This is a genomic window from Shewanella sp. YLB-07 (genome assembly GCF_009377275.1).
Window position 1 is genome coordinate 348,323 of record NZ_VOQB01000003.1, and the last position, 26,761, is coordinate 375,083.

25 protein-coding genes and 4 pseudogenes are annotated in these 26,761 nt (G+C 47.8%); 12 read left to right on the forward strand and 17 right to left on the reverse strand.

What is annotated here, in order from left to right:
- Window positions 1–8: 8 nt before the first annotated feature.
- The 7 genes from ribE to FS373_RS08385 form a co-directional block, all read right to left on the reverse strand.
- On the reverse strand, window positions 9–491 hold the full coding sequence (gene ribE, locus FS373_RS08355) for a 6,7-dimethyl-8-ribityllumazine synthase (protein WP_144045476.1): 483 nt from the start codon (window positions 489–491) through the stop codon (window positions 9–11).
- A gap of 123 nt (window positions 492–614) precedes the next feature.
- Entirely contained in the window at window positions 615–1,718 is a 1,104-nt protein-coding gene (gene ribBA / locus FS373_RS08360; RefSeq protein WP_144045475.1) for a bifunctional 3,4-dihydroxy-2-butanone-4-phosphate synthase/GTP cyclohydrolase II, read from the reverse strand.
- Window positions 1,719–1,822: 104 nt separating this feature from the next.
- Complete coding sequence (locus tag FS373_RS08365; RefSeq protein WP_144045474.1) at window positions 1,823–2,482, reverse strand: riboflavin synthase; 660 nt, start codon at window positions 2,480–2,482, stop codon at window positions 1,823–1,825.
- A gap of 3 nt (window positions 2,483–2,485) precedes the next feature.
- Entirely contained in the window at window positions 2,486–3,628 is a 1,143-nt protein-coding gene (ribD, locus tag FS373_RS08370) for a bifunctional diaminohydroxyphosphoribosylaminopyrimidine deaminase/5-amino-6-(5-phosphoribosylamino)uracil reductase RibD (protein ID WP_144045473.1), read from the reverse strand.
- A gap of 57 nt (window positions 3,629–3,685) precedes the next feature.
- Entirely contained in the window at window positions 3,686–4,135 is a 450-nt protein-coding gene (gene nrdR / locus FS373_RS08375; RefSeq protein WP_144048878.1) for a transcriptional regulator NrdR, read from the reverse strand.
- A gap of 117 nt (window positions 4,136–4,252) precedes the next feature.
- Window positions 4,253–5,509, reverse strand: a complete 1,257-nt coding sequence (glyA, locus tag FS373_RS08380; protein WP_144045472.1) for a serine hydroxymethyltransferase — start codon at window positions 5,507–5,509, stop codon at window positions 4,253–4,255.
- Between the two features lie 264 nt (window positions 5,510–5,773).
- Window positions 5,774–8,563 (reverse strand): TonB-dependent receptor, encoded by a 2,790-nt coding sequence (locus FS373_RS08385; RefSeq protein WP_152829243.1) that lies wholly within the window; start codon window positions 8,561–8,563, stop codon window positions 5,774–5,776.
- Between the two features lie 224 nt (window positions 8,564–8,787).
- Between FS373_RS08385 and phnW the strand changes: the two genes are divergently transcribed.
- On the forward strand, window positions 8,788–9,909 hold the full coding sequence (phnW, locus tag FS373_RS08390) for a 2-aminoethylphosphonate--pyruvate transaminase (protein ID WP_152829244.1): 1,122 nt from the start codon (window positions 8,788–8,790) through the stop codon (window positions 9,907–9,909).
- A gap of 108 nt (window positions 9,910–10,017) precedes the next feature.
- Here phnW and FS373_RS08395 read toward each other — a convergent pair whose 3' ends face one another.
- From FS373_RS08395 to FS373_RS08410, 4 genes are all read right to left on the reverse strand, one after another.
- Window positions 10,018–10,716, reverse strand: a complete 699-nt coding sequence (locus FS373_RS08395; protein WP_144045469.1) for a UTRA domain-containing protein — start codon at window positions 10,714–10,716, stop codon at window positions 10,018–10,020.
- Between the two features lie 170 nt (window positions 10,717–10,886).
- Window positions 10,887–12,275 carry an FAD-dependent oxidoreductase gene (locus tag FS373_RS08400; protein WP_152829245.1) on the reverse strand — a complete coding sequence of 463 codons (1,389 nt, stop codon included), beginning with the start codon at window positions 12,273–12,275 and terminating at the stop codon, window positions 10,887–10,889.
- Window positions 12,276–13,085 carry a phosphonoacetaldehyde hydrolase gene (gene phnX / locus FS373_RS08405; RefSeq protein WP_144045467.1) on the reverse strand — a complete coding sequence of 270 codons (810 nt, stop codon included), beginning with the start codon at window positions 13,083–13,085 and terminating at the stop codon, window positions 12,276–12,278.
- Window positions 13,086–13,135: 50 nt separating this feature from the next.
- Window positions 13,136–14,446 carry a DUF5690 family protein gene (locus FS373_RS08410; RefSeq protein ID WP_144045466.1) on the reverse strand — a complete coding sequence of 437 codons (1,311 nt, stop codon included), beginning with the start codon at window positions 14,444–14,446 and terminating at the stop codon, window positions 13,136–13,138.
- Between the two features lie 189 nt (window positions 14,447–14,635).
- Here FS373_RS08410 and ettA point away from each other — a divergent pair, with 189 nt between their 5' ends.
- Complete coding sequence (gene ettA / locus FS373_RS08415) at window positions 14,636–16,300, forward strand: energy-dependent translational throttle protein EttA (protein ID WP_144045465.1); 1,665 nt, start codon at window positions 14,636–14,638, stop codon at window positions 16,298–16,300.
- A 728-nt stretch (window positions 16,301–17,028) separates the two neighbouring features.
- Here ettA and FS373_RS08420 read toward each other — a convergent pair.
- Both FS373_RS08420 and FS373_RS32420 read right to left on the reverse strand, forming a co-directional pair.
- Complete coding sequence (locus FS373_RS08420; protein ID WP_152829246.1) at window positions 17,029–17,748, reverse strand: DsbA family oxidoreductase; 720 nt, start codon at window positions 17,746–17,748, stop codon at window positions 17,029–17,031.
- Complete coding sequence (locus FS373_RS32420) at window positions 17,699–17,965, reverse strand: DsbA family protein (protein ID WP_194165829.1); 267 nt, start codon at window positions 17,963–17,965, stop codon at window positions 17,699–17,701. The genes FS373_RS08420 and FS373_RS32420 overlap by 50 nt, the downstream gene beginning before the upstream one ends.
- Before the next feature lie 453 nt (window positions 17,966–18,418).
- Here FS373_RS32420 and FS373_RS08430 point away from each other — a divergent pair, with 453 nt between their 5' ends.
- Entirely contained in the window at window positions 18,419–19,021 is a 603-nt protein-coding gene (locus FS373_RS08430) for an NmrA family NAD(P)-binding protein (protein WP_152829248.1), read from the forward strand.
- Window positions 18,904–19,209 carry a hypothetical protein gene (locus FS373_RS32715; RefSeq protein WP_416221755.1) on the forward strand — a complete coding sequence of 102 codons (306 nt, stop codon included), beginning with the start codon at window positions 18,904–18,906 and terminating at the stop codon, window positions 19,207–19,209. Before FS373_RS08430 ends, FS373_RS32715 begins: the two co-directional genes overlap by 118 nt.
- A gap of 38 nt (window positions 19,210–19,247) precedes the next feature.
- Here FS373_RS32715 and FS373_RS08440 read toward each other — a convergent pair whose 3' ends face one another.
- Window positions 19,248–20,129, reverse strand: a complete 882-nt coding sequence (locus FS373_RS08440; protein ID WP_152829250.1) for a LysR family transcriptional regulator — start codon at window positions 20,127–20,129, stop codon at window positions 19,248–19,250.
- A gap of 365 nt (window positions 20,130–20,494) precedes the next feature.
- Here FS373_RS08440 and FS373_RS08445 point away from each other — a divergent pair, with 365 nt between their 5' ends.
- The 6 genes and pseudogenes from FS373_RS08445 to FS373_RS32555 all read left to right on the forward strand — a co-directional run bounded on the left by FS373_RS08445 (window position 20,495) and on the right by FS373_RS32555 (window position 23,105).
- Entirely contained in the window at window positions 20,495–21,058 is a 564-nt protein-coding gene (locus tag FS373_RS08445; protein ID WP_227992614.1) for a pirin-like C-terminal cupin domain-containing protein, read from the forward strand.
- A 41-nt stretch (window positions 21,059–21,099) separates the two neighbouring features.
- The gene (locus FS373_RS08450) at window positions 21,100–21,696 is read left to right on the forward strand and encodes an isochorismatase family protein (protein WP_152829251.1); all 597 of its coding nucleotides are present in this window, start codon (window positions 21,100–21,102) and stop codon (window positions 21,694–21,696) included.
- A 222-nt stretch (window positions 21,697–21,918) separates the two neighbouring features.
- A pseudogene (locus tag FS373_RS32720) lies at window positions 21,919–22,047 on the forward strand (IS3 family transposase); the annotation flags it as partial.
- 165 nt (window positions 22,048–22,212) lie between these two features.
- The gene (locus FS373_RS08465; RefSeq protein WP_152829253.1) at window positions 22,213–22,470 is read left to right on the forward strand and encodes a carbohydrate-binding protein; all 258 of its coding nucleotides are present in this window, start codon (window positions 22,213–22,215) and stop codon (window positions 22,468–22,470) included.
- A gap of 92 nt (window positions 22,471–22,562) precedes the next feature.
- Window positions 22,563–22,646, forward strand: a pseudogene (locus FS373_RS32550) (Ig-like domain-containing protein); the annotation flags it as partial.
- A complete protein-coding gene (locus tag FS373_RS32555; protein WP_152829254.1) occupies window positions 22,629–23,105 on the forward strand; it encodes an Ig-like domain-containing protein in 477 nt (158 codons plus the stop codon). The pseudogene FS373_RS32550 and the gene FS373_RS32555, both read left to right, overlap by 18 nt.
- A 21-nt stretch (window positions 23,106–23,126) precedes the next feature.
- Here FS373_RS32555 and FS373_RS08475 read toward each other — a convergent pair whose 3' ends face one another.
- The gene (locus tag FS373_RS08475; RefSeq protein WP_152829255.1) at window positions 23,127–23,450 is read right to left on the reverse strand and encodes a hypothetical protein; all 324 of its coding nucleotides are present in this window, start codon (window positions 23,448–23,450) and stop codon (window positions 23,127–23,129) included.
- Between the two features lie 19 nt (window positions 23,451–23,469).
- Window positions 23,470–23,796 carry a hypothetical protein gene (locus FS373_RS08480; RefSeq protein WP_221937477.1) on the reverse strand — a complete coding sequence of 109 codons (327 nt, stop codon included), beginning with the start codon at window positions 23,794–23,796 and terminating at the stop codon, window positions 23,470–23,472.
- A gap of 227 nt (window positions 23,797–24,023) precedes the next feature.
- On the opposite strand from FS373_RS08480, the pseudogene FS373_RS08485 reads away from it, so the two are divergent.
- Both FS373_RS08485 and FS373_RS08490 read left to right on the forward strand, forming a co-directional pair.
- Window positions 24,024–24,161: pseudogene (locus FS373_RS08485) on the forward strand (IS4 family transposase); the annotation flags it as partial.
- Between the two features lie 156 nt (window positions 24,162–24,317).
- Window positions 24,318–25,355 (forward strand): annotated as a pseudogene (locus tag FS373_RS08490) (IS110 family transposase).
- Between the two features lie 413 nt (window positions 25,356–25,768).
- Here FS373_RS08490 and FS373_RS08495 read toward each other — a convergent pair.
- A complete protein-coding gene (locus FS373_RS08495; protein WP_152829256.1) occupies window positions 25,769–26,722 on the reverse strand; it encodes an MBL fold metallo-hydrolase in 954 nt (317 codons plus the stop codon).
- Between the last annotated feature and the right edge of the window lie 39 nt (window positions 26,723–26,761).

Consider the following 26,761-nt stretch of genomic DNA (forward strand, 5'->3'; position numbering starts at 1 on the left):
CTTTTTTCCTAATCTTGCAACTGCTGTTCTAGTTCTTGCAGCACGTTAATCATTTCAATCAGGCTAAGTGCAGCTTCGCCACCCTTATTGCCCGCTTTAATACCTGATCGCTCAATCGCTTGCTCTGTGGTATCGGTAGTCAACACACCGAATGCAACAGGAACATCGTACTCAAGTGCAACTTGACCTAATCCCTTATTACATACATCTGCAACTAAATCAAAGTGTGGCGTACCGCCACGGATAATTGCACCGAGGGCAATAATGCCATCAAACTTACCACTAGCGGCAACACGACGTGCAGCTAAAGGCAGCTCTACGGCTCCGGGGACTCGTACGACTGTGATGTTATCATCAGCGACTTGACCGAAACGCTTTAGTGTATCAACCGCACCCTCGAGTAAGCTCTCAACAAGAAAACTGTTGAAGCGAGATACTACGATAGCAACCTTGGCGTTTTTCGACTCGATATTACCTTGAACTATGTTCATTTATCTTACCTAAATTAGCTGATTTAACCGGCTCGGACACGGAAGAGGCGGTATGATATCACAGCCCCCTACGTTGTTCTCCATGCAAATCACCAGAATTGATTTAATTTGAACAGATTTTATCTATTCACTTATGTACTCGGTCACTTCTAAGCCAAAACCTGAAAGTGAATGATAACGTTTAGGTGAACTGAGCAGACGCATCTTAGTCACCCCCACATTGGCTAATATCTGCGAGCCGACACCCACTTGACGAGACGTTCCTTGCCACTTTGCAGGAGTGGGCGCCTGGCCACTGTCTTCGAGCTCGAATGCTTTTACTTTGGCAAGAATATCACTACTGTGTTCCTGGTTACCCAGAAGTACCAGTACTCCGCCTTCATCGGCAATACGTTGCATCGCCTTCTCGAGGGGCCAACTACGCTTCTGATCACGTTCCGAGTGCAACAGGTCATTGAAGGTATTTTGCAGATGCACGCGCACCAGCACTTCATCTTTAACTTCACCCTTGATCAAAACATAGTGGAGCTGATTATCGATAGTGTCTCTGAAAGTCAGCATATCGAACTCGCCGAAACGTGTGGGCAGTTTACACTTAGCCTCACGTACTACGTTGCTCTCTTTGGTATTACGATATTCGATAAGATCGGCGATGGTGCCCATCTTAAGACCATGTTTCTCGGCGAACACCTCAAGATCCGGGCGTCGAGCCATGGTGCCATCGTCATTCAATATTTCGACAATCACAGATGACGCTTCAAAACCTGCCAGCCTGGCTAAATCACAACCCGCCTCGGTATGACCCGCACGAATAAGCACTCCGCCCTCTTTCGCCATCAAGGGAAAGATATGACCCGGCTGCACTATGTCACTGGCCTTAGCCTCTTTTGCGACCGCAGCTTTCACCGTCACCGCTCTGTCTTGCGCCGATATACCGGTAGTCACTCCTTCAGCAGCCTCGATAGACATAGTGAAGTTAGTCGAAAACTGGGCATTATTATTGACGACCATCAAAGGTAAGTTCAGCTGCTGACAACGTGATTGAGTCAATGTCTGACAGATCAATCCGCGGCCGAAGGTCGCCATAAAGTTAATCGCTTGTGCCGTGATCATGTCTGCAGCCATGATCAGATCGCCTTCATTCTCACGATCTTCATCGTCCATCAAGATAACCATTTTACCGAGACGAATATCTTCGATGATCTCTTCTATACTGTGTAACGACATTGTAAGGCCTTAAATTTTATAGTTTCGAGTATCTGGTTTAGGCAAAACCTATGAACCGATATTTTATTATCAATTTAATCTTCTATTCACAGGTATTCTAGTGTCTAACGCAAAAAACCTGAGCGAGCTAACAGATCCATGGTCACATTTGACTCAGGCTGCGTTTCTTTATTGGTATATGTCATCAAACGCTCTAAATGACGGGCAATCAGGTCGACTTCGATATTCACCTTGTCACCCGCCTTGAGACTTTCAAGGGTCGTCTCTGTGGCGGTATGAGGCACAATAGTCAGTCTGAAGCGATTGTCTTGCACCTCATTCACGGTCAGGCTCACCCCATCTATGGTGATCGAGCCTTTGTGGGCGATATAACGGGCCAACTCTGCCGGTGCGCTCAGCCAGAACTCGATGGCCTTACCCCGGTATTGCCTGTCATCCACGGTCGCCACGCCATCAACATGACCGCTAACCATATGTCCACCTAATCGAGTGGTTGGCGTCACGGCTTTTTCAAGGTTAACTCTGGTACCCACCTGGTATTTGGCAAAGCCTGTCAGGCTCACTGTTTCAGCCGAGATATCGGCGACATAACCATCACTGAGGCATTCGACGACGGTCAAACAGACGCCATTGGTGGCTATGCTATCCCCTAGACGCACATCGGACAGGTCGAGTTTATTACTCGCCACGTTGAGGCGAATATCATCACCTAGCCGCTCTATCTTTCTTAAGGTTCCAACTGACTCTATGATCCCGGTAAACATGAATTATGACCTTATTTTTAACGTCAAACGGGTGTCATCACCCAATTTACGTTCATCGATTAATTCGATGGATGGAATGTCTGCCATATCTGTATAGTCAGGCAGAGAGATTAAATTACGTCCGTTCGAGCCTAAAAGCTTCATCGCCTGATAGAGGATTAACTCATCGGCATGATTCTGGCTAATGACACTGCCGGCCAGTGTTGCTCCTGCTTCGATTAACACTGAATTACAGGTTTTACCTAAGTGAGAAAACAGCGCCGTCAACTCGACTCTGCCGTCATCATCTGGGGCCAGTGTGAGCCCGGAGACATGCTTAGGCCAAGCGTCCTGTTCAGCCTGAGGATAATCGACACAAGAAACCAGTAAGATAGGGCTGGTGATAGCAAACAGTTTCGCTGATGATGTGAGTCTGGCGCGGCTGTCGAGTATGACTCTAAGTGGCTGGTGCAATGAGTCTGCATCGACTTGCTGCGATAACAAGCCTAATTCACTGTGACGCACATTGAGGGATGGGTCATCTAACAATACGGTTTCGATGCCAGTCACCAAGGCGCAGCTCCGCGCTCTTAAGCGCTGCACATCACGGCGAGACTCAGGGCCGGAGATCCATTTTGATGCGCCGTTACTCAAGGCCGTCTTGCCATCTAAGCTAGCGGCAAGTTTTACCGTCACCCAAGGAAGCGCGCTTTGCATACGCTTCATAAAGCCAGGATTAATTTGAGCAGCCTCATCACCAAGCAGGCCAACATCGACCTTTATGCCGGCATCCTTGAGCATCTTAATGCCTCGACCCGATACCTGAGGATTGGGATCTTCTACGGCCACCACGACACGGGATATACCGTGTTTAATCAGCGCCTCTGCGCAAGGAGGCGTGCGGCCATAATGGCTACAAGGCTCCAGGGTCACATAAGCTGTCGCGCCCTTTAGATCGGCTAGGCCGCCGGCGCGCTCCGTGGCCATGGCTAAGGCATGCACCTCGGCATGAGGGCCGCCGGCGCGAATATGAAAACCTTCACCGAGGATCTTATCATCTAATGTGATGACGCAACCGACACAGGGATTAGGGCGAGTGGTATATAAACCTCGACGTGCAAGTTTGATTGCACGGCTCATAAATTCAGTATCTTCTATTGACCACATAAGTTCACAGACCAAAAAAGTTTAAAAAATCACTAATCGATGGGATTGAAACTTTATTTACTTCTGCAGCTTGGCGATAGCATCACCAAACTCGGAAACATCTTCGAACGCCCGGTAGACCGAGGCAAAACGGATATAGGCGACCTTATCCAGGCCCACCAGCTGATCCATCATCAAATTGCCGATAAGCTCAGACTTGACCTCACGCTCGCCGGTTGCCCTCAGGGTCGACTTGATCTTAGTCAGGGCTTGCTCTATCTGATCAATAGAGACGGGGCGCTTCTCTACCGCCCTCAGCATGCCGCCCCTGAGTTTCTCTTCATCGAAAGGCTGGCGACTGCCGTCTTGCTTTATCACTCGGGGCATCACAAGTTCGGCACCTTCAAAAGTGGTATATCTCTCGTGACACTGGACGCACTCTCGGCGTCGTCTTACCTGATGTCCGCCGGCCACCAGACGAGAATCGATCACCTTAGTATCGGTTGCGCTACAGAAAGGACAATGCATCGAGCCTCCAAAAATAAGTGAGAAAAAAACTAATGGCATTTTTACTCTAACGAAAAAACCAACAAAAATGGCCGCTAAGTAGCGGCCATCGAAGTTTACCTGAATTAACCTTAAAGGTTAACCGTAAACAGGGAACTTAGCACACAGTTCCAGAACCTGCTTCTTAACACGCTCGATAGTGCCTTCATTAGTGATGTCATCCAACACATCACACATCCAGTTAGTCAGCTCAACTGCTTGCTCTTCCTTGAAGCCGCGGCGAGTGATGGCAGGAGAACCTATACGTAGACCCGAAGTCACAAATGGTGAACGTGGATCGTTTGGTACCGAATTCTTATTCACTGTGATGTTAGCAAGACCCAGCGCCGCATCGGCATCTTTACCCGTCATATCTTTGCTGATCAAATCCAGCAAGAATAGATGGTTATCGGTACCGCCAGAAACCACATCGTAGCCACGCTCGATGAAGGTCTTTGCCATCGCCTTGGCATTAACAACGACTTGCTTCTGATATACAGTAAACTCAGGCTCTAGCGCTTCTTTAAATGCAACCGCTTTAGCAGCGATAACGTGCATCAAAGGACCACCTTGACCACCAGGGAATACCGCAGAGTTTAGCTTCTTGTAGATAGCTTCATCATCGATAGCCGAAAGGATCAAACCACCACGCGGACCGGCTAAGGTCTTATGGGTTGTAGTAGTCACAACGTGAGCGTGTGGGAGAGGATTCGGGTAGATACCCGCAGCAATCAGGCCGGCAACGTGTGCCATATCGACGAACAGGTAAGCACCAACTTTATCGGCAATTTCACGGAACTTGCTCCAGTCGACGATGCCTGAATAAGCACTAAAACCTGCGATGATCATCTTAGGCTTATGCTCGATAGCAAGGCGCTCAACTTCGGCGTAATCTATCTTACCCGTAGTCTCATCGATACCGTATTGAACCGCATTATACAGTTTACCTGAGAAGCTAACGTGTGAACCGTGAGTCAGATGACCACCATGAGCCAGACTCATACCCAGTACAGTGTCGCCGCCTTGAAGCAGAGCCATAAATACTGCGGCATTTGCCTGTGAACCTGAGTGTGGCTGCACGTTGGCATAAGTGGCACCGAAAAGCTCTTTAGCGCGAGAGATAGCCAAGTCTTCTGCGATATCTACATACTCACAACCGCCATAGTAACGCTTACCTGGGTAACCTTCGGCGTACTTGTTGGTTAGCTGAGAACCTTGTGCTTCAAGAACACGAGGACTCGCGTAGTTTTCTGAAGCGATAAGTTCGATATGCTCTTCCTGGCGGCGAGTCTCATCTTCAATCGCTTTGAAAAGTTGTGGATCGTAGTCCGCGATATTCATATCTTTTTTCAGCATTAGTCACTCCAGCTGTCATTTCTTATAGGTAGGGTTGCGCGGTAGTCTACTCTGCTATCGATCACAATCCCAGTATTTACAACATGAAATTCCTTGGCTTTACTCATTAGTTATACTCAATACGCGCGCATCAAGCAGAGATGTTAGTATGATATTTATGCCATATCACAGGCCTAGATTATTCATATCCAAAGACACGAATCTGGATTCCACAGCCCAAACCCGTGCCATTCACGGGTTTATGATTAAGTGTAGAAACTAAGTTTAAAAGCCATAGCTGAAACCTAGCATGCCTCTAACTCCATAATATTCCACTTGTAGCGGCCTGGCTGGCGAGCCTTGATAATAGGTCAGAGGCTCATCGGTCAAATTATTCATCTCCAGGTATACCGAAGCACGCTTGCTCAGGTTATAGGAGGCCGACATGTCCAGACTTTGGTAGGACCCATAGTAGCGATCAGAATCCGACCTTCTGCCGTGAGACTCGATATATTCTCCCTTGTAATTCATCGCAACACGTAATGAGAAGGTGTCATCGTCATAATAGACAGTCAGGTTATATAGCCTATCGGCCTGACGGGGGATCTTAGTTTTCTCCTCCCGACCCGGCACCGTCATCTCTGAATCCATCAGGGTATAATTGGCCAGTATGCCGAAACTTTCCAGTGAGTCAGAGATGAAATCTAAACTCTGGCTCAGGGATAATTCTGCGCCATACAAGCGAGCATCATCACCATTTTCCGGGCGATTGATTAGCACGCCAGTCTTGCCCTTATATTCCCCTATGCTGGTATGTTCGAAGATGGGATCTTGGATATCTTTGTAGAAGAATCCCGCCGATATCAAGCCCACATTGTCGAAATAATATTCCGCCATCAGATCCAGATTATTGGAATAAGTAGGTTCGAGTTCCGGATTCCCCGTATTGAGCTCATTGTCAGCCTCGAAATAGGTCGACCCCGGAGATAAGGCACCAAAATCGGGACGACTAAAACCCCGGGTCAAGGCGAGTCGATAATTGGTCATCTCATCCGGCGAATATTTAACGTGCAAAGAGGGCAATACAGAAAGATAATCCTTGCCGCCTTTGGATGCCACCAAGGCATCCTCATCGGCAATATAGGTATAGCCCTTCACCTCTGTATCAGTCTGAGTCAGACGCAAGCCCCCCATCACGAACCACATGTCATTAAACTCATAGCTCGCCATGGCGTAGGCAGAAATATGAGTTTCATTGACATCGAAGTGACGTCCCAAGGCGCCGCCATTGGAGACCAGCAGAGATTCACTCTCATCTAAGATGAAGTTATCCCGATTCTGAGTCCAGAAATCGGCCAGTTCAGGCAGTGACGCCACCGGAGAAAATTGCTCATGATAATCACCATTAAGTGCCCCGAGATAATCAGCACCACCGGGCTGACCAGACAGGGGAAAATCACTCAGGGTCGGCACTGGCCCAGCACTGGGGTCCCAGGAGTAAAACTCGTCGGAGAATCGCGCATTACGCTCCTTGTTACGGTACTTAGCCCCTAACTTCAGGTTCAGCTCATAGCTGATATCCTGATTAAAATTTATCTGAGCGACTATCTTGTCTCTCTCTTTGACATTGACCTTGTATAACTCGACCCAAGACAACATAGACTTAGCGGGATCCATGATAAAATCATCTGACAGATGGGTATCTGGCCTGTTAGCGCTATCTTGGCCGCCATCGACCCGATTGTAGGCATTGTTCCCCTCGCCGCGATCTTCCAGCCCGGTATAACCCACATTTTGTTGATCGAAGCGCATCACAAAGTAACTGGCATCATCGCCATTTGGCGTGTCGCCATAACGAAACTCGTTGGTATAGCTCGCCAATTGCCAATCTATGCTCGATGCCTCACCGATAAAATGTTCACCACCAAGCTCGAATCCCGTCATTTCGGTGATCAACTCATTGCTGATATGCTGCACTTCGGCCCTGTCTTTATCGAAACGGTATCTGTGCTTGTAATGCAGTTCATCATCTCTCAGGGAGCCATAAATCATGCTGGCATAGAGCTTACCATCGTCGAGCAGGTACTCGAGTGCACCATTGAAACCATAGGTCTCCCGGGTACCCGTGTAATCTCTCAATTCGAGTCGATAGATCCCACCATCTTGATCTCGTCTGGGTTCATAATTATCCGTGGCCCAGTCTCTCGACCAAATATTGGCATTGATGATAAAGCCAAATTTATCGTCCGCACTGCGATCGCCGTAGAGCAGATTGGCAGTATAATCCAAGCCATCTTGGGCCTGAGCGTGTTGCCCGACTCCGGCTGAGAGGCTAAATGTCTGCTCCTTGGCAGCTTTACGGGTGATAAAATTGACGCTGCCTCCTATGGCATCTCCCTCTATGTCGGGAGTCAGTGCCTTAGTCACCTCTATGTATTCGATCATTTCCGATGGAAAGAAGTCGAATGCCGTCGAGCGACCTGTGGTTTCCTCTTCGGCGGTAGGGATACGATTGCCATTGATGGTGGCACTGTTCCACTCAGATGGCAGTCCGCGTACGGCAACGAAGCGCCCCTCTCCCTGATCTCGCTCGATTGATACACCTGGGATGCGCTGCACCGCTTCGGCGGCATTTCTATCGGGTAACTTACTGATCTCACCTGCTGAAATTACATTGATTATGGTATTGGAGTTTTTCTGGGTGTTGAGTGCCAGCATCTCGCCGCGCTGAATCGCTCCACGCACCTGAATGACCTCTAAGGTGTTACTGTCCAGATTCAGCACTAACTCGCCTAACTCAAGACGTTGCTCACCCTCTATCTTCAGTACCTGCTGGTATTTTTGATAACCCAGATAGGAGATCTCCAGCCGATACTCCCCCTCGGCCAGCTGATTAAGGCTAAAGTCACCGTTATAATCTGTCACGACTCTGATCCCTGTGCCCAGTACCACCACAGTCGCTCCGGCCAGAGCCGACTGATTGTCCTTTACCGTTCCCGTCACCAGGTGAGTCTGCGCCAATACCTGAGGTGAATGGGACAAGATGATGGCCACGACTAATGCTTTGAGCTTCATTGTTATTATCTCCTCGAATTTATTAACTGGTCTAGTCCAAATAAACTGAATAAATCCTAAGCAATATTTCTTACAGGGAGATGAAACAAATGTTAAAACTTGTAATGAATGGGATGAGGATAAGTTAAATCTTGAAGTCGAAGGCAGGTTTAACAGAAATGAAATAATGTGGACTAGACCAGATGCTATATTAAGCATAACTATTACTCTGTCAGGTCTTAACAATGCGACAAAATGAAGCATATCTATTACTCACACCGGGTCCGCTGACCACCTCTAATCGAGTCAAAGCCACCATGCTAAAAGATTGGTGTACCTGGGATGATGAATATAACGCTGGGGTCGTGCAGGATATTCGTCAGCGTCTGGTTGCCATCGCCACCACAGAAAAACACCAACATGACTATACCTGCGTACTCATGCAGGGCAGCGGAACGGCCAGTGTCGAATCTGTGATAGGCACGGCGCTGGGTAACAAGGATAAGCTACTGGTCATCAATAACGGGGCTTATGGTGCCAGGATGACTGAGATAGCCGACTATCTGGGCATAGATAACACTAGCCTAGATTATGTAGAGACTCAGATGCCGACGACGATCGAGCTGGAGCAAGTCTTGTCATCGGATCCTGACATCACCCATGTGGCTCTAGTACATTGTGAAACCACAACCGGCATGCTAAATCCAGTCGAAGCATTAGCTAAAATCATAAAAAAACACAATAAAGTCCTTATCCTCGATGCCATGAGCAGCTTCGGTGGCCTAGCACTGGATGTCGCCGAGCTGGGTGTCGACTTTTTAATAAGCTCGGCAAACAAGTGCATTCAGGGGGTGCCGGGATTTGGATTTATCATAGCCAAGACCCGTCAACTCGCAGCCTGTGAAGGCCGTGCCCGTTCGCTGAGTCTGGATCTCTATGCTCAGTGGCGCTGCATGGAAGACAATAACGGCAAATGGCGTTTCACCTCACCGACGCACACGGTGAGAGCCTTTCAACAGGCCTTAAATGAACTGGATGAGGAAGGTGGCGTCCCTGCCCGAGCCAAACGTTACCGTGAAAACCAGGCGCTTCTGGTCTCGGGCATGGAGAGGTTGGGCTTTAAGCCGCTGCTGCCCACCAGACAGCAATCTCCAATCATCAGCTCGTTTCACTCCCCCACACATCCGGGATATTGTTTCAGTGATTTCTATGAGCATTTAAAGCGCCAGGGCTTTGTCATCTATCCAGGCAAGGTATCCAATGCCGATTGTTTTCGCATCGGCAATATTGGGCATATTTTCATTGAAGACATCCAACGCCTACTCGAAGCGATGAAAATCAGCCTGCCGGAACTGGCAAATGCATAAATAAGTGAAGACAGTTAATAACTGGGTGTAGGAGTCATAGTTTGCCTATGGCTCCTACCCTATGGCTGAGAGCAGGATACTGAGTCTTAATTAGAAAGCTAAAAGAGATTAATGACTGGTCACCAACATCTCTATGGCGCCGTGTAACCAGTACTCGACATTAAGATCGATCAAGACGCCCTTCGCATCATAGCGGCGGCGAATAATTTTCAGGCAGGCGGCCCCATTGCCCGTCTCCAGACTGTTGGCAAAGATATCGGGCAGAGCCGTCACAGAAACCAAGCTGGTTTCAGATCTCACATGAATGTGATAGTCACTGGCCATGATCTCTGTGATAGAGGCGTCCAGCGCTTTATTTTCTATGCCGGGAAACATCTCGGTGGCAAAATGGATCTCTTCCAACATCACAGGCCTGCCATCCAAGAAACGGGTGCGCACCAGCTTAGTCAGAGACTGGCCAGCAAACTCCTGCCAATCCAGTCTCGAGTCTGCATCATCATTGAATGGCCCGATAGACAGCACCTGAGTTTTGGGCTCGAAGCCCTGCTCCCGTGCCAGGCCATAGAAATTGACCTTAGTCACTGGGTTCCATTTCAAGCGCTTGGGAGACACGAACCAGCCCTTACGTTGCCGACGATAGATAAGCCCCTCGGACTCCAACCTCAAGAGCGCATCGCGCACCGTGATCCTCGATGATGAGAAGACCTCCACCAGCTCCCGCTCGGAGGGTAACTTGCCGCCGTCACCGAAACTGCCGGCTTGAATCAAATCCTGGATATATTTGGCTATCTTTTGATACAAGAGCATGGCGGTTCACCTCCTTAGGTCATGGCCCCCACATTACGAACATGGAGACATATAAATACAAACGAAGCGCGATAAGCGCTCTGTTAAAAACCAGTAGATTATGCAAGTCTGTGGGGACAAATTCAATTCTGTATATCTAGTTGACTCAAGTCTGGCAATGCAAAACCGATTCAATGATCCGCCTTGCCAGCCGAAGCAGCCAGGTTTGCCACAGCGGTGATCACGCCTGGCACAGATAAATCTTGATCTTGGCGACGCTCCTGATATCGAATCGCGTTACGCACCAGATTAGCCCCAAGATAGCGAAACGGCTCAACGGGAAACAGTCCCCTTGGCCCCGTCACTAAGCCGGAACGCGTCCATGAATTATCCAACCCAAGCACCAAGGAAGATAAAATATCGCCCCCGAGATAGCTCTGCACCACACCGTTGCCCGAATAACCCAGTCCATAGAAAACGTTACTATGCTCGGTTAATCGACCAAAGAAGGGCATGCCGGTCACGGAGCGATCCGATGCGCCGGTCCAACTGCGCGCCAGCGGCAGACGAATACCGGGGAACATCCAGGCCAGTTTATCGGACAATTGTGACGAATAGACACTCGGCTCATCAAAAAAGTTTCTAACCCGATTCCCGAATGAGAAGGTGTTGCCTCCCTTACCTAACATCAATCGACCATCGGGAGTGCTACGATAATAATGCACGAAAGTGCGCGAATCTATCACTGCGGCTCCGTGGTTCAGACCGATTGAGGCCAATGACTCGGGCACAGGTTCGGTGATCACCATATCGGAGGAGACTAAGATTATACTGCGGCGAAGCTCGGGAACCAGCTCAGGCATCCAGGCATTAGTGGCCAAGACTAATGACTTGCAGATAAGCTCGCCCTCGTCGAAATTGAGTCTATTACAGCTACCATAGTCAATGCTATTAACCGAGCTTAGTTCATGGATCTCGACTCCGAGTTTGATTGCGATCCGTCGCAAACCCCTTACCAATTTCCCCGGATGTAAACTGCCAGCGGCTTCTGAGAAGTGCCCCTCCAGATGAACCTCAGAACCCGTTTTCTGCTTGAGTTCCTCCGGCGAACACCTATACCATGAATTAATATCATGCCGGTTCAATGACTGTAACATTGAGCTCATTCCGCCTAGCTGAGACGGATTCGTGGCGGTATAGAAAGTACCATCGGCTCTAATATCTGCATCGAGACCGTGAGAGAGACAAAAATCCCTGATCTCGCCAACACCAGCTTCAGATGCCTTGACTAAACGTATCGCCTCTTCCAAGCCATAAAGACGACACAGGCTGGGAAACTTACTTGACCAGGTCAACATGGCCCCACCATTGCGACCCGAGGCGCCACTGCCACACAAGTGTTTCTCCACTAGCGTCACCCGTAATTCAGGCCGGGCTAATTTCAGCTTGATACCGGTCCACAGGCCGGTGTAACCGCCACCGACGATAGCCACATCCGAGCTGTGCTTCCCCCTCAGCGCAGTGGGCTGAGTCTTATCGCCCGCCATGGCATCATCAAACCAGAATGCTTGATGACCCATCTAAGGGCGCTCTCCCCTCGCCAATCTGGAATTAATCAGCTGCATAACAGGGACTATGTCGGCTAAGGCATCCACCACATAATGAGCACCTGCCTCATACAAGGTGTCATAGGCAGCTTGAGTCAACTGCTCACGCTGCTCATCACTACATGCCTGCCATTCATCTTCTGTCATGCCTACGGCATTGCCCGTTATTGCTATACCGACAGTCCACATGCCAGCGTTAAGCCCTTCTTCTATGCCAGGCACAGAATCATCGACTTTAACGCAGGCCGCCACAGATTGAATTCCTAAGCGATTAACATTCTCCAACGCCATCCAGGGACCCGGACGCGAACCGGCAGCGAGCTCATCGCTGGCCACTACACAATCCGGCGCATAGCCTAAATCGGCGGCAACGGGAACCAGCACATCCATGACGGCCTTGGGATAACCCGAGCAGCTGCCAATCTTGATGTCCTTACCCTGCATCCAGGCAATGGCAGTCAATGCTCCCTTTATAGGCGCGGCATGCTCGACAACCTTGGCCTGTTGCATGGGCATAAATGTCCGATAGATGAGATCCACATTCTCATGACTCATGGGCTGACCGAATTGCTCTACCCAGCGGCTATTGACGCTGTCCAGTTCCCCCAAGGCACGAATATGATCCCACTTTCCCATCCCCATGGGCACTCTGGCCTCGGCCAGAGTAATTGGGAAATCGAAGGCCTGGGAGAAGGCCTCGACGAAAATAGTCGTGGGAGCAACAGAGCCATAATCGACGACTGTACCGGCCCAATCTAAAATAACTGCTTCTATGTGATTCATATTAAATCCTATGTTGAGAGTGGTGAGGTTAAATTTAAGAGACCCATTTGCTAGATGTGCTGGCCAGCCTTAACCGGCTCAGGTACAAGGCTAGGTCCCCGTAACAAGCTAGAGAAATAGGCCAATGAGGCCAGCACCAGCGTCCCAGCCACGATGGCGACCAGATAAGTGGTATTGATGAAAAATGTCAGCCAGCTCAATTCAGGTGATCCGAAGGTGCGATAGAGTAATATTCCCACGCTGCCCAGATAACCGGCCGAGTCCGATATATAGATGAGAAATCCGGCGTTGGCACTCACGCCGAGGGCGGAGATCATGCGATCGAACAGGAAGCAGTTATAGGGAATATAGGCAATATAGACACCGGCGCCCAAGGCCACCATCCAGGTCTTACCTTGGATCATGCCCGCTTCGAACATCAGGGTAGACAGGCCGAACAGGCAGATCCCCAACAGGATCACCAGATGATTGGCATAAAAGGCCTTCACGTTATTCTTGATCAGTACCATGGCTCCGAGCGCCAACAAGACGATGAAGGCGATACGGATCCCCGTATAAGCAAATATATTCGCCTCTTGGCCGTAACCCAGGGCGGCCCAGATCTCGGCTTCGAAATTATCTCTGAAATCCCTCAAGCCGGTTAACATCATGAAACTCAGCACCAGAAAAGTGATGCCTGGGGCGAAACGGCAGAAGAAGCGCCACCTTTCTTTGCCATTCATAGGCAACCTTTTCTGTCTCAGGGCAATATCCGCTGCCGAAGGGGGCGGCAGCTGACTCAACGCCACCACAGATACCAGCAAGGGCAGGATGAATATGCCACCGGTAAACGCAGGCATCCAGAGCTCGGGCACCCCCATATCGACAATCAGCCATTTGCCTATGGTACGAACCCAACCCGAGGCCACGATAAAAGTCACACTCAGCGCCGCGCCGAGGATCTCCGAGACCCGTCGTCCCTCGAGATAGCTAAACACCAGTCCCCAGATCATTCCAAGAGGTAAGCCGTTAAGGAAGAGTAAAATAAGATTATAAGGAGCGGGCACTAAAGGGAAAATGATCAAGGCCAGCTGAGCGAACATCACCAAGGCGAAGATGCAATAGGCCCGCTGGGACGCCTTCATCTCGGACACCACCTTGATGCCAATAATTTTAGATAACAAATAGCCAAATACCTGAGCCAGCACCAGGGCAACTTTAAAATCTATCTGAAAATCCCAGCCAGTGACTGTTTCATAGGTCGCAGCGGTGAAAGGTTTACGAAAAGCGTACATGCAAAAATAGGTCATAAAGGCGGCTGAGGAGGCATACACGATCAGCCAAAATTGAGATTGGTGTAATTTTTCTGTTAGCTTAAACACAACTCACTCCAAGTAGTCGACAACTGGTCTAGTCCAATCCTTAGAGATTAAATGAAGTGTGTGACGCTAATATGTCAGAAGTAAGACAATACGATTGATGAAATAATTCAGGATGAACCACAGTGCATCTGGCGAGTACAGAGCCAATTTAGTACACTGCCTGCAATTTCCGCTTCGCAGAGAACCATTATGGCTCAGTTCGTATATAGCATGCTTAGAGTCGGCAAGATTGTGCCGCCGAAAAAGCAAATTCTTAAAGATATTTCTCTTAGCTTCTTTCCCGGCGCCAAAATCGGTGTCCTGGGCCTCAACGGCTCGGGTAAGTCCACCCTACTTCGTATCATGGCCGGTATCGACACTGAGATTGAAGGCGAAGCACGCCCGATGCAGGATCTTAAAATTGGTTACCTGCCCCAGGAGCCTAAGCTCGATGAATCTCAAACCGTGCGTGAAGCCATCGAGGAAGCGGTTTCTGAAGCTAAGAATGCCCTGACTCGCTTAGATGAAGTCTATGCCCTGTACGCCGAACCCGATGCCGATTTCGATGCCTTGGCCAAAGAGCAAGGTCAACTGGAAGCCATCATACAATCTCAAGATGCCCACAATCTGGATAACATCTTAGAGCGCGCCGCGAATGCCCTGCGTCTTCCCGACTGGGATCAAAAGATTGCAGTGTTATCCGGTGGTGAACGTCGACGCGTCGCCATCTGTCGCCTGCTTCTGGAAAAACCAGACATGTTACTGCTCGATGAGCCAACTAACCACCTGGACGCCGAGTCTGTCGCCTGGCTGGAGCGCTTCCTCAAAGACTACACAGGTACAGTCGTGGCCATCACCCACGATAGATATTTCCTCGATAACGCGGCGGGTTGGATCTTAGAACTGGATCGTGGTGAAGGTATCCCGTGGGAAGGTAACTACTCCTCTTGGCTTGAGCAGAAAGATGCCCGCCTAAAGCAGGAATCCGCCACCCAAAGTGCTCGCCAGAAGACCATAGCCAAGGAACTCGAGTGGGTACGCCAAGGTGCCAAGGGCCGTCAGTCGAAAGGCAAGGCGCGTATGGCACGCTTCGAAGAGCTTAACACCAGCGATTATCAGAAACGTAACGAGACCAATGAGCTGTTCATTCCACCCGGACCGCGTCTGGGAGACAAGGTCATCGAAGTGAAGAACCTGACCAAGTCCTATGGCGATCGTGTACTCATAGATAACTTGAGTTTCTCGGTGCCAAAGGGTGCCATCGTCGGCATTATCGGTGCTAACGGCGCGGGTAAATCTACCCTGTTTAAGATGATCACAGGCGCAGAGCAGCCAGACAGTGGCACAGTGGAAATCGGTGAGAGTGTACAACTGGCTTCTGTAGATCAGTTCCGTGACTCCATGGATGATAAGAAAACCGTCTGGCAGGAGATCTCCGGCGGCCATGACATCATGCGCATCAACAACACAGAGGTTCCGAGCCGCGCCTATGTGGGCCGTTTCAACTTCCGCGGCGGCGATCAGCAGAAGATCATCGGCACCCTATCTGGCGGTGAACGTAACCGAGTACACTTGGCGAAACTTATCCAGTCAGGCGGCAACGTCTTGTTACTCGATGAGCCTACCAACGATCTCGACGTCGAGACCCTACGTGCACTGGAAGAGGCGATACTCGAGTTCCCGGGTTGCGCCATGGTCATCTCTCACGACCGTTGGTTCCTCGATCGCGTCGCCACCCATATCTTAGATTACCGCGACGAAGGTCAGGTGAGTTTCTACGAGGGTAACTACACCGAGTATTCGACTTGGCTCAAAGATACTTATGGTACCGATGTGGTTGAACCACATAGATTGAAATACAAGCGTATGAGCTAGCTCGTAGCTCGTAGCTCGTAGCTCGTAGCTCGTAGCTCGTAGCTCGTAGCTCGTAGCTCGTAGCTCGTAGCTCGTAGCTCAGCATAATAACTAGCCACCCTTTTTAGGGTGGCTTTTTTTGTTTTTACCAAGTAGGGTTGTTGTTTACTTGTCGGATAACAAGTTTCAAATATCCTTTGAGTTGGGTTCATTGGGCTGGTGTTGGGTTCGCTCACTGAATCATTTTACTTCAATTTTATCTATCACCTGCCGTGGGCTTAAGTACAAACGCTTCTGTGACTCGCTGTAAATATGTCCCTATACGCTCTGCGGTTTCATCCTTGAAACCGAAGGTCACAGCCGCGTTTGCACCTGAGTGTTTACTTCTTCGATTTGAGCTTTTATGTGCAGCTAAACACATTTTGGACAAAAGCTTGTTAGATCTTCTGCCCTAATCCCGTTGCTTCGGATAAGGTGTGGTATCTCAAACCACACTTTACCAACCCACGTTAAGCATTCCGCTACGCTCGCAATCGGGAAAAAGCGTGCGCCGCAGTTCCTACGTTTTTGGACACTTAAACACGCTGTCAGCGTCGGTTCAACACACTGCGGTCACCCGTGAAACCGCAAGACCACCTCAAATTAGGTGGCCTAATAAACCGTACCACTACAATATTCACATGCTATCTACAATGGATATCCTTGCTTAGCTTGATCGCTTGGGGCTTGTCCTTGAATCACTCATTCAATTACCGCGTTACAGGGCTGGTTGAGCAATTGCCCGTTTCAGCATCACAACTCAGGGCATCTACGGGGAGTGAATAGAGGTGTCCGTTGCCTGCTTTGCTTTCTAGCAAGACGCCAGCCTGTGCCATACTTTTTAACCGTGCCTGTGCTGCTTCGAAACTTATACCGTAGACGACTGCGATTTCCACAGGGGCCACTTTACCGTAGCGCGTAACAAAGTCCACAATCTGGGTAGCACTTTCAACAGGCGTCCTGCGGGACAAGGGTTCGGTAACCAGCTCCTTAAACCAATACTCAAATTGCTCATAACGTGTAAAGCTGCGCAGCATAGCTTCCGATTCTGGTCCCCGTAGCAGATAAGTCGGAAATCCCCGCACAGCTCGCTTACGGCATGCTAGGAGATCTTCCCGGAAGGCCTTTTCTGCATTGCCCTCGCTGATATCCCGGACAAAGCGGTCGACATTCAGGCCTGCCTCCCCGGCAATTTCAATCTGAACCTCGAGTCTATGTATGGCCCTGCTCTCGGCTGCGGCACCCGAGCGAAGGCGTCGCAGATAATCTGTTGCCGCCGTTTCACTCTGGAATTGAGCAGCCTTAAAGGCGATACAGGCTGGGTAGGTAGAACGATAATCGTCCTTGATGTCGAAGAAAATCTGTTCGTCCACCGGCATCTTATGCTGCTGTGATGCCTCCACCCAATGATCGGCAACCTTCGATACCATTGGCGGGATCGCTGAAATTGCCAATGTCCTCGACCAGCCCGCCCATGATATAGGAAATCTTCACCTGCCCGGCATACACCTCCTGGATTTTACGAAGAATAGGCTCCGATCCCCAGCACCAGGTACAATAGGGATCGGTAAAACAAATTATCTCTACTACTGGGTTATTCGTACTCTCGCTATCAATATCGACCAGTTCGTCTCTTTTCTTTGGCATCTTCAAAATCCTCATTTCACTCAGTTGACATGCAATGAAGTTTATCAATCGGCAAATTGGTCAACTAGATGGGAAACGCGAGTTATTCTATCCCGAAAATGGGACAACCAAGGATGTTGTCATTGCACCGAATGAGTCGATATTTTTCCAAGAGTCGCCATGAAGCTATACCCCCGGGTTCAGAAGCGAGTTTATCCGTCTTATGCCCGCTGCTAATAAAAGCGAGCACTGCCCATAAAATAGCTAATCACAGAGCTTAATCAGACCCAGCTGATTACTCACGCAAGTGGGACAGTGTAGCTTTATTTCACCATCTAGTTACCCAATAGCCCCCTTGTTAAGATTTATCCGTCGTTAAGCAAACATTAGGTTGGATAAGAACATGGTAGAAAATAAAGTCATAGTGGTAACAGGGGCAACAGGCAATCAAGGTGGCGCGGTAGTAAACACCTGATGAACAGCGGTTTTACTATCAAGGCGGTAAGCCGCAACCTGCAAAGCCAATCGGCGGACAGGTTACGCCAACAAGGTGTCGCAGTTGTCTATGGCGATCTGGACAAGCCGGAAACCCTCGCACAAATTTTGAAGGGGGCCTATGGCGTCTACTCGGTTCAGAATAACTGGACCAGTAGCATAGAGGTCGAAATTGCTCAGGGTAAGGCGTTGGCGGATGCGGATGCGGCAAAATCTGCCAGGGTGCAGCACTTTGTCTATTCTTCGGTGGGCGGGGCAGAACGTCAAACTGGCATCCCCCACTTTGATAGCAAGAGGGAAATTGAGCGCCATATACTCAACATAGGATTGCCATATACTTTTATCCGGCCCGCTTTTTTTATCGAAAACTTTCTGGCAACCGGCAGCTTCGCTTTTATCAACTGGAGCCTGTTGTCCTGGGCATTGAAAAAAATCGCAAGCTACAAATGGTTGCCGTCGATGATATCGGCGCCTTTGCCGCCCAGGTGTTTTCCCGTCCGGCACAATACCTGGAAAAGGGAGTCGAACTGGCCGGGGATGAAAAAACATTCAAAGAAATTAAGGCTATTTACACCCGAATGATGGGCCATAAGCCACGTTACCTGACCCTGCCAGCTTGGTTGTTCGCCCCAATGAGTAAGGAGATGTCCACCATGTTTACCTGGTTTAAGCAACAAGGCTTCCAGGCGGAAATCCCGAAAATTAAGGCCGCTATGCCTCAAGTTAAAGGCCTGCAACAAGCTCTGGCAGAGATTAAGCAGCCAAACTAAAAGAGGTGCTTAGCCTGCCCGTTTGCTGACATTGTGGATCATGTGATTTGCTCGATCACATGGTCCACAAACAAGCGAATATTTTGGGTTAAATATTTATGAGACTGATAGATGATGTACATATTGCCTGCTGGCATTTCGTAATCTGTCAGTATCAAGTTAAGCGAGTTATTTGCCAGATAAGGCTCAACAAGGGGCAAAGGCACCTTGGCAATGCCTAATCCGGCCACCGCAGCCTTAATTAATAAATGATTAGCATCTGTGGCATAGCGACCATTTATCGCAATATCTACTACCTCCTCCTTGTCTATAAATTTCCAATGCTGATTTTGAAGAGCATCACCCCATAATATACCAAGATGTTGAGTCAATTCTCTGGGGTGTAGCGGTTCACCATATCGGGCCAGATAATGGGGACTGGCACAGCAGACACTGTGCTTGGGTCTGATTCGACGCGCAACCAAATTGGAATCCTTCAGCACACCGGATCGAAAAGCGATATCAATTCTGTCATCTATCAGATCCAGCTGATGATCTGTTACTTTCAGCTCAATTTTAACCTCTGGATACCTGATAAGAAATTCATTGATCCAGGGTTGAGCGTATAGGGTGGCATAATCCAATGGAGAGGTTATTCGCAGAGTGCCTTTCGGCTGATTTTGAGCCTCAGTTACCAGCAGATTGGCCTCTTCAATTCCCATAAGATGCTGTTGGCATTGCCTGAAATAGAGCGCGCCCTGATCGGTAAGCGACAGCTTCCTGGTGCTTCTATGCAATAGCCGCACACCCAAACTCTCTTCCAACTGCTGAACCTTGCGGCTAACCGTGGTGGACGGTATGCCGAGCAGCCTTCCCCCGCCAACAAAACTACCGGCTTCGACAACCTTAATGAAAATATTAATTTCGTTGAGATCGACCATCTATTACACCTAAATATGGGGCAGACAAACCTAATTGTACCATCTATTCAGGGAATGAACTGTTATCTAGAATATAGTCATTCCAACGAAATCAGAGAGCAGATATTGAGCCGATTCATTCAAAAAATTCGTACTGGTGCAAATCATGGGCCTGTCGCCAGTTTTGTTTCCAGAGGCAATGTAACCGTATTGAACCCCTTTGTACTGTGGGATCACTTCTCTATTTCCGGTGCAGATAACACTGCTGGATTTGGCTTCCATGGTCATTCAGGTGTGGCTACCATCAGCTACCCTATGATTTCGAGTATCAAACATGAAGACACGGGGGGCATACTGGCCATCTACTTGCGGGTGGCATACAGGTCATGTCGGCAGGTAGTGGTGTCTTGCATAAAAAAACCGTTTATCCCGATGCGGGTAAAGCAGAGGCATTTCAACTGCGGACACTACTGCCAGCGGCTGACATTGAAATGGGCCCTGTCACCTATTATTCCGCTCAGAGTGATGCGTTACCTGAGGTGGAAAAACTCGAAAGTCGAACTAAAGTTCTTGTAGGTGAACATCAAGGGGTGTGCAGCCCAGTACAACATTCCGTTGCCATGACCTATCTCCATGTAAACCTTAAATCGAAATCTAAGTGGCAACATCAGGTCGCTAAAGGGCAGACAACAGCGTTTATTTATCTGCGTTCTGGCCAGTTGACGGTTGGTACCACTCATTTATCCGCAGGTGAAATGGGGATATTTAACGCCAGTGACAACGAGATCCAGGTTAGCACCACGAACAATGCCGTTGAGTTCTTGTTGGTTACGGGAAAACCATTAGCACAACCGATTATCAGTACAGGGCCATCGGTACACTCAAGCCGACACAATGCAATACTCGGCTCTCGTCAAATAAATAAGCTTCAAATGCAATTAACACATTAACAGCCAGTAATCGTAATGGCACAACCAAAGAGAGAGATAAAATGAATCACACTATATTTACTCCAGAAAATTCAGCGATGTTATTGATTGATCATCAAGTTGGTACCATGGGTTGGGTTAAGTCTGCGGATTTGGAAGAGATTAAGAGACATACGATTGCATTAGCGCGTGCAGCGAATGAAACGGACATGCCCTTGATTCTCACTTCGAGTATGGAAGATCAAGCCCAAGGCCCCTTGTTTGAGGAATTACAGAAAGCGGTACCTGAAGCGTTTGAAAAACGCGTCCAGCGTGCGGGTGTTGTCGATGCGATGAAAGATGCTGATTTTGCGGCCGCAGTTAAAGTAACGGGACGTAAAAACCTGATCATAGCGGGTATTACAACTGACGTTTGCGTCGTTTATCCCGCCATCACGTCAGTGTTGGAAGGGTATAATGTACAAGTCGTTGTTGATGGCTCTGGCTCACCAAGCAAAATAGCTGATGATACGGCACTGCGCCGCATGGAATCCCATGGTGTCACGCTCACCACAACCAATCAGTTGATAGCGGAATTAGCTCAGGACTGGAGTAGTGAGCATGGTCAAAAACTCATGCAGGTACTGTTTGAAGAAATTCTGTCTAAATTGCACGAATAACGCACGATATCTAAGAATGGCGTAGTGTTTACAACGCCATTCTTAGGGTAACTCATTATTTTATCCAAACTACCTCAAGATGCTTGGGTTGAATCGCCCCCATCACCAGATTAGTACTGGTATTGCAAATCAAGATGAACAGGGTACGAATGAGCAATCAATCTAAGTGGAAAAGGGGCAGAAGTGAGTTACAAACCCAGACTAGAGTTACTCACAAAACCCGAATCGATGAAGCTAGATGTTGAAGAATATATCCGGTATTACAACCACGAACGGCTGCATACTACGCTTGAGGATTTAACACCGATCAGCTATGAGAAATTACAAAGTAAGGTGTCCGGTTGGACTTGACCAGAATAGAGTTCACACACGACTAATGGGCAATAAAACCAGCTTTTATGCCGTCTTTTAATGTGAACTCATCACCCACTGAGCCCACTACCATATGCTTTCTATCCGAGTGAAGATGATCACGTAGGGTATAGAGCGCATCGATACCAGTGCAATGAATGCATTATGAAAAACCACATATCACCCCTGGGCGCGTTTCGCCTTAAACCTCTTTTATACCGCAGTATATTTGCTTCGAGCCTGCTACTTCCCGGCGTCAGTCAGGCAGTTGATTATAATAGCTTAGTTATTTGGAATGGCGATCAAGCCTATAGTGGCGGCGCTCAAGTTCAACATCTGGATATCGCTTACTCGGCTAACTGGTGGACAAAAGGCAATGACCCAGAGGCAAGGTCCGGCCCTATCAGGAATGGAGTAACTTAGGAGCTTGTGATGGCAGCCCGACAAACACCCCACCTCAGGTATCACTTACCTCTCCGTTAAATAACGCTTCTTTTAGCAAAAATAACAACGTTGTCATTGGCGTTAATGCCAGTGATAGCGATGGCACCGTCGCCAGTGTCGAGTATCTGGTGGACGGTGTGTCGATAGGCAGCGCTAGTCAGGCTCCTTATGATCATAGCTGGACAGCCAGCACAGGCAATCACGAGATTAAAGCCATAGCCACTGACGATCTTGGTGCCAATGCAACTGCCATAGTCAATATCAGCGTGGCCTCAGTAGGCGGTAATGTTCCGCCAAGTGTCACACAAACCAGTCCCACAGCCGATTCACAGATAACCGTCGGTGATATCACCTTACTCACAGCCGATGCAGCCGATAGTGATGGCGCGATCACTCAAGTCGACTTTTATCTCGATGATGCCTTACTTGCAACTGTTGCCAGCGCACCATTTGAACATAGTTGGACCGCAACAGAGGGGCTCCACAGTTTCAAGGTCAAGGCCACAGACAATGATGGAGCCCAGACCTTCAGCAGCTCTGTTCAGGTCAACAAAAGATATGGCTGTCCCGACTTTTCCTATTACTGCTTACCACGAAGAACAATGATAGAATAAATATATCTTATTCATAAATAGTTAAAACAAGCTATATTGGGGGGCTGGAACAATATCATTCGTTGATTCAACATTATTATGGTGATAAATCCATACCATATTGCTCCGAGGAAATTCGACTTTAAATGCCTTTTTAATCACTTTCCCAACCTCGGCAATATCACCTATAATAACTTCCTCTATATAGCCAAACTGCATTATTTTGAATTTATCATTCGTACTTTTAGCGACTCGAAATCCACGATCCTTTTTAAACGTCAACACTTCGAAGACATCACCCAATTGCATTGTTTTCATAAAACGTTCGCATGAAGATTTAACCTGACCAATATGTAATTTTGACATGCCTACCTCATTATTCTTTTTAATCAAGAAGAGCAGTTTTGGCTAATAACTTACAAAACTGTGCTTTAAATAATATATCGCTAATAAAGATCACCTTAATGGTATGCTTATCAACAGTAAAAGCCACTCGACATGCCATACATCCATCAAAAACCACCTTATATTCCAACACTTGCAACTGGTGATGTTTTGCATACTTTACGGGCTTAATTTTACCGTTATGCAACGTTAACAAACTGGGTAAACGTTCACTAATATCGCAAAGAATCTCAGTATGATAATCAGCATACTGATAAAAAAACTTACGCAAGTGGCGATTATCATCAATACAAATATTCATATTCATCGACTACCTAGTTTGAAAACACCTTAATACTATATTTAGTACATATTACACCGCTTAAAATAAATATGAGATACAAAAAAATTTAACCATTGTATAAATTTCATTTAATTATAGCGAAACTAAAATGCAGGGGCTGATCCTTAGGCATCCCCTCATAAAAACGACTGGTGACAAGTGGCCTGCGTAGAGGTAGCCTTCTCCGACCAAAAGTAACCTAGCACTCTCTCATGATTAACCAAGATCTTATTTACCAACATATCAATGAACTTTTTGGCCAAGATATGTACGCTAAACGAGTATTATCTTTAGCTAATGCAACTCATGCGGTGATAGAGAAAGGCTCTTTGGCTATTCATGCTATTGGGGTATTAACGTGTTACCAATTAAAGCTTAGGCTTACCAACAAAATCCAAATCGGAGAAATAACTTATCTTGTAAATCATCCAGTGTAGATAATTGGACTCCCCACTCTCTAATCAGTTACGTTATATCTCAATTCTCACGAGATTCCGGAGTCTAAAATGAAAGGGACTATTGTTGGCGTTGATCTGGCTAAAAATGTAATTCAAGTTTGTGTCTTCACAAATAACAAGGTGCACTCAAATACTGAAATGACACCGAATGAATTTATCGACTGGCTGGCCAACTTAGCCCCCGTAACTATAGTGTTCGAAGCGTGTGGAATGTCTAATTATTGGAAACAAAAAGCAATATTATTTGGTCATGAGGCTAAGTTAATTTCTGCTAAGTTAGTCTCAGCCGTCAAGCAAAATCAAAAAACGGACAAAAATGATGCTTTAGCGATTGTTCAGGCCGCACTGTTACCCGAGGTCAATTTCATCACAGGTAAAACGGTCGAGCAGCAACAACTGCAATCCATTATGAGATTACGAGAACTTACTATCAAACAAAAAACCGCGATGAGTAACCAGCTCACCTCGTTGTTGGCAGAGTTTAACCTTATGGTGTCAAGCAGAAATGGCGGCTTACGTGGTGTGATTGAATCCACGTTAGAAGACGCTGAAAATGATTTCTCTTCTGAGTTTCGAGCCGCACTTGAAGCTGCCTGACAACAGTATTTATCCGTAGTAACATCCATCACGACTTATGCTCTGTGTTTGGAAAAATCACTCGTCACTCATCCTGAGGCTCAAAAATCATTAAAAATTGAAGGGGTGGGCACTCTCAATGCGATTAATCTCTATATCGCATTAGGTTGCGCTGATATTAGTGTCGTTTCCACAGGAAAAGATGCATCCGCCTGTATTGGATTAACCTCGATTCAGTATTCTTCAGGTGGAAAGGTCAAACTGGGGTCCATAGGAAAACACGTTAAAAATAGCATTCTCAGAAGCCAGTTAATCACTGGCGCATTGTCAGCGGTCAGTCAAATGGTCAAAAGAGAAGCCAAGACGACGAAGGGGTGCTGGGTCCAGGCCTTGGTTGAGCGACGGGGTAAAAAATGTGCGGCAGTGGCGTTAGCCAATAAGACGGTCAGAACCGCCTACGCCATGCTCACACAGGATACAGAGTATAGAGCAGAGTTAATTTCGGCTTAAAAAGCGTTCAAACAACAAAAATGCACAATCGAAGATTAGAAATCAGCCAGTTAAGGTAGCCCGCATCAAAGAGTCTTGATGCTCGCAGTGTAGAATTATCAACTAGTTCGCGTAAATATCATAGAGCCTGAGTTCGCTACTCAATTGAGAGCTCGTACATAAGTTCGCATTTATTTCTTCAAGAGTGCCTGTTTGTTGTTGACACAGGGGAGTCCACATAAGATGCGGCTGTGGCCGTTGACAGCATGGCCAACAATGTTCCATACATTTTTCGGCATTCCCTACGTCCGTGTAGGTCAGATGCTGCCGCAGAGACTACAGGGATTGTACTCACGTCGACTCGCAGAAGCATCTGCACAACCCTCGCCTGACAGGCGTTAGGTAACATTGAAAGTACGACTTCAAACACACAACTAATGGGCAATAAAACCGGCTTTAACGCCATTTTTTAATGTAAATTCATCACCCACTGAGCCCACCACCATGTGCTTTCTATCTGAATTGAGGTGTCCGCGAAGGGTATAAAGCGCATCGATACCAGTGCAATGTGCACCAATCATCTGCTCTAGCCCGAAACCTTGCAGCTTTTTAGCAGTCCAGGCTAAATGCTCATCCGAAGCGGACACCAAGTGAAAGCCACCTATCGCCGTGGTAATTTTACCTGGGTGGATATGGGCTGTAATGTGCTCCATAGTATTAATTATTCCCGCGTGCCCGCAGCCAGAAACGAGTACGAAGCCGTCATCTGTATCTATGACTAATGACAAATCCTCTGGAATATTATCTTCAATCAAGCCTGAGTGTGTGGCAATCTGTCCTCTGCCACTCCAGTTTTTCTCAGCATGTATCCTAGGTACTTGTCCTGTTAACCAAACTCCAGGAAATATCTCAGTCGGCTCATCATAAACAATAAACTCACTGCCCAAGGCGATCAGTTTATCCCGGGTCTGCCAAATGCTATTTTTACTATTGGCACGCTCACTGAATATGCCTTTACCGACATGAACCCGGCTTAAGGCTTTAGGGTTTTGTTTGCGTAGCGCTTCTCTGAGATAAATTAACCCACCAGTGTGATCGCCATGGTTATGGCTTAAAATGACATCTTCTACATCGGACAGATCAATATCCAAATCTTTGGCATTTTGCAGCACAGTCTCCGGACGGTTACCGGTATCAAACAAGATCTTCTTGCCATCAACTTCAATAAGCGCAGCATAACCCCACTCACCTATGCCACGACTGGCAAGCATGGTTGATAAGGTCGTGACTTTTAGTGATGCAACCTGAGTAAATTCCTGTGCGTGAACGGTTTGAATGTGAAATATAAAGCTCGCCAAAAACACCGGCAATAATGCACATTTATTCATGTATCTTCCTTAATTATTTATATCGATTAGTAAATAGCC